The sequence below is a fragment of the Aerococcus sp. UMB1112A genome (genome assembly GCF_030230715.1).
Classification (GTDB): domain Bacteria; phylum Bacillota; class Bacilli; order Lactobacillales; family Aerococcaceae; genus Aerococcus.
Genome location: NZ_JASPDS010000045.1, coordinates 1 through 2,594, shown reverse-complemented (window position 1 = coordinate 2,594; position 2,594 = coordinate 1). Strand labels below are relative to the sequence as shown.

The window sequence follows — 2,594 nt, the reverse complement described above, 5'->3', positions numbered from 1 at the left end:
TTGTTGGAAGTGTGGAAGATGTGGGCTCCATACTGGTGGACCTGGATGCCGTCAATTTCCTTGGTGTAGATATTGCCGGCGACGTGGTCACGTTTTTCGATTACCGTAACTTCGTGCCCCCGCTTGGCTGCTTCATGCGCAAAAACAGCGCCAAACAAGCCAGCGCCTACTACCAAATACTCGCTCATATTTTCACTCCTATTATTGCCTAACTTAGATACTTACAAATCTATTTCAGCACGTTGCTTTTTCATTAACTATCTTTTTCTGGTTTCCACCCAGGCCTATAAAGATTATCCACACCAAATTTATTATGCATAGCATCATAAATTGCTTTACGGCTTACTTTATTATATTCCCTATGTCTGCCTAATAAATCATTAATTGATGCTTTTATCAAACTATTGTAGCAGTAAAAGTAATAACATTTTTTCGAAAAATGTCTTTTATACATGTCGGCTCTATTTCTAATGCCATAGTAATCTTTCCAACTTAAAATATGATTACTCTCTTTTCCGACATCATGATGTACTTTAATAGATGGAACACAAATTATTTTTCCTACTTTATTTAAACGCAAGCTATGTTCTGTATCATCATACCAAATAAAGTACTCTTTTCGTGTCAGCCCTACTTCCTTTAATTTTTTCTTATTTATAATAGCACCAACATATGAAAAACTAGAAACTTCAAATTCTTTCTTAGAGTAATATTCAGTAGGAATACTTGTTGTTACAACGGTTAAACCTCTTTCAGTATAATTTCTTCTGTGTGTAATATCAATTTCACCTTGATTAATAACTTCACCACAAATAGCTGAAATCATTGAAGTTTCTCTGCCTTCCAAATACCTTTTTGCATTTTCTAAAGCATTAGATTCTGGAAAAGCATCATCATCCGAAACCCAAATCCAATCAGAGCTTAGTGTTTGAGCAAATTCAAGTCCAGTATAAAAGCCACCACTACCACCAAGGTTTTTTTCAGTAGTAATTACATATTTTTTATAATCACTTTGATCTTTTTTCCATTTTTTTAGATATTCTGGCGTTTCATCTGTACTAGCATTATCTACTACAACAATATATTCTGGTTTATACGTTTGCTCTTCAAAAGACTTTAGAGCAATTTTTAACTTATCTAATCTATTAAAAGTTACAACGACTATGCCAACTGCCACAATACTTTTCCTTTCAAAATATAACTCAAACCGTTTACTACAAAATTAAGATTTTTTGTTTATGTTTATACATTTTGAGCCGTATAAAGCGTACAACACCGTTTCTGCCATCTTTAAAAACACTTAATCACAAAAGCTACAAACCCACGAATGCAAATTTAAAGAGAAGAAACAATTTTTTTGAAACTTTCCCCCCATGCTTTCCAACTATTTCGGGTTTGGTAAAGGTTCAAAGCACTAGCTGATAGATCCGAAAACTTATCAGTCTTGATCCATTCTTCAATCTTAATGGCGTAGTCATCTCCACTTGCTGAGAGGGGCATCCGCCAACCATTCACATCATTAAAGACATAATCACTAACACCGCCAGTATCTGTTGAAAGGATTGGTACACCATAAGCAGAAGCTTCATTAAAAACAATAGCAGAACATTCAGCACTAGTAGGTAGAAGCAATAAGTGCACTTTAGACCAAGTATTAAGATATTTTTGGTATTCATTTGGGTTATTTTTATCCAAAAAGCCCAAATTTTCCACAAAATCCAGATCAACTATTTCTTGAGCTAAATCCCTAATACCACAAATGTATAAATGAGCATCTACACCATCGGAACGTAATTTTTTAATAGCATTAACTGCAATTTCTCCACCTTTACGCTCCCAATCAACCCCAGTGAAAAGAACATTTAATCGGCCACTTTGGTAAACTTGCGCTTGCACAATCTTGCTATCATCAATATTAGCTCCGAATGGAAGTACGAATACTCTGTCCTTAGACGCATGATAGTCATTAATAACTGAAGAAGCTGCCCACTGTGATGACAACAGATTCACAGCTGAATTATCAATCGCCATCTGTTCAACATTATTAGCATCCTCAATAGACTTTTTTGACCAATTAAACCAATAATAGTCAATCATCAGTGCAACTGTTGCATCTGAATAGCGAATAATTGGAGTTTTAGTACGCAAACGCGCCACAACATCCGACTATCCCGGTACAAAAATCAGATCATATTTATCTAAGTTTTGTTTGTTAGCATATCTAACAGGTAATTTACTAGACATAGTTGAATTATCAAAAATGCCTCTGCCATAAATCAAACAGTGTACCATTTTCAAAACTCTGTGTTCAATCTTAAAGAAAGTCCCAGTTTCTTCAGAAGGAACCCACTCAATCTTAAACCCGACATCTTCAATCGCCTGTCGTGTACTAAAATAAGTACCTGACCATCCTTTACGATCTGTAAATGGATTAGTTGGTGATAAATAACCTATTGTCATCTGTTGTTTGTTGTTTGCCATGATTCACGCTCCTGCTACTAATGCTTAATCATTTTACGACACTGTCAATTCTTTTGTGTAAATAAATCTTTCCGATAGGTTGATTCTTTAATTATGTTTTAATCGAAGTATGA

The 2,594-nt window shown here is 34.8% G+C and carries 4 protein-coding genes; all 4 read right to left on the bottom strand.

Features of this window, described 5'->3' with window-relative positions; all coding sequences use genetic code 11:
- A partial coding sequence (locus QP860_RS10405; RefSeq protein WP_284912777.1) for an FAD-dependent oxidoreductase occupies positions 1-188 on the bottom strand: 188 nt, incomplete at its 3' end.
- A 65-nt stretch (positions 189-253) separates the two neighbouring features.
- Positions 254-1,177 carry a glycosyltransferase family 2 protein gene (locus QP860_RS10400; protein WP_013440208.1) on the bottom strand — a complete coding sequence of 308 codons (924 nt, stop codon included), beginning with the start codon at positions 1,175-1,177 and terminating at the stop codon, positions 254-256.
- 158 nt (positions 1,178-1,335) lie between these two features.
- Complete coding sequence (locus QP860_RS10395) at positions 1,336-2,157, bottom strand: glycosyltransferase family 4 protein (protein WP_013440209.1); 822 nt, start codon at positions 2,155-2,157, stop codon at positions 1,336-1,338.
- Between the two features lie 9 nt (positions 2,158-2,166).
- The gene (locus QP860_RS10390) at positions 2,167-2,481 is read right to left on the bottom strand and encodes a hypothetical protein (RefSeq protein ID WP_231543944.1); all 315 of its coding nucleotides are present in this window, start codon (positions 2,479-2,481) and stop codon (positions 2,167-2,169) included.
- Between the last annotated feature and the right edge of the window lie 113 nt (positions 2,482-2,594).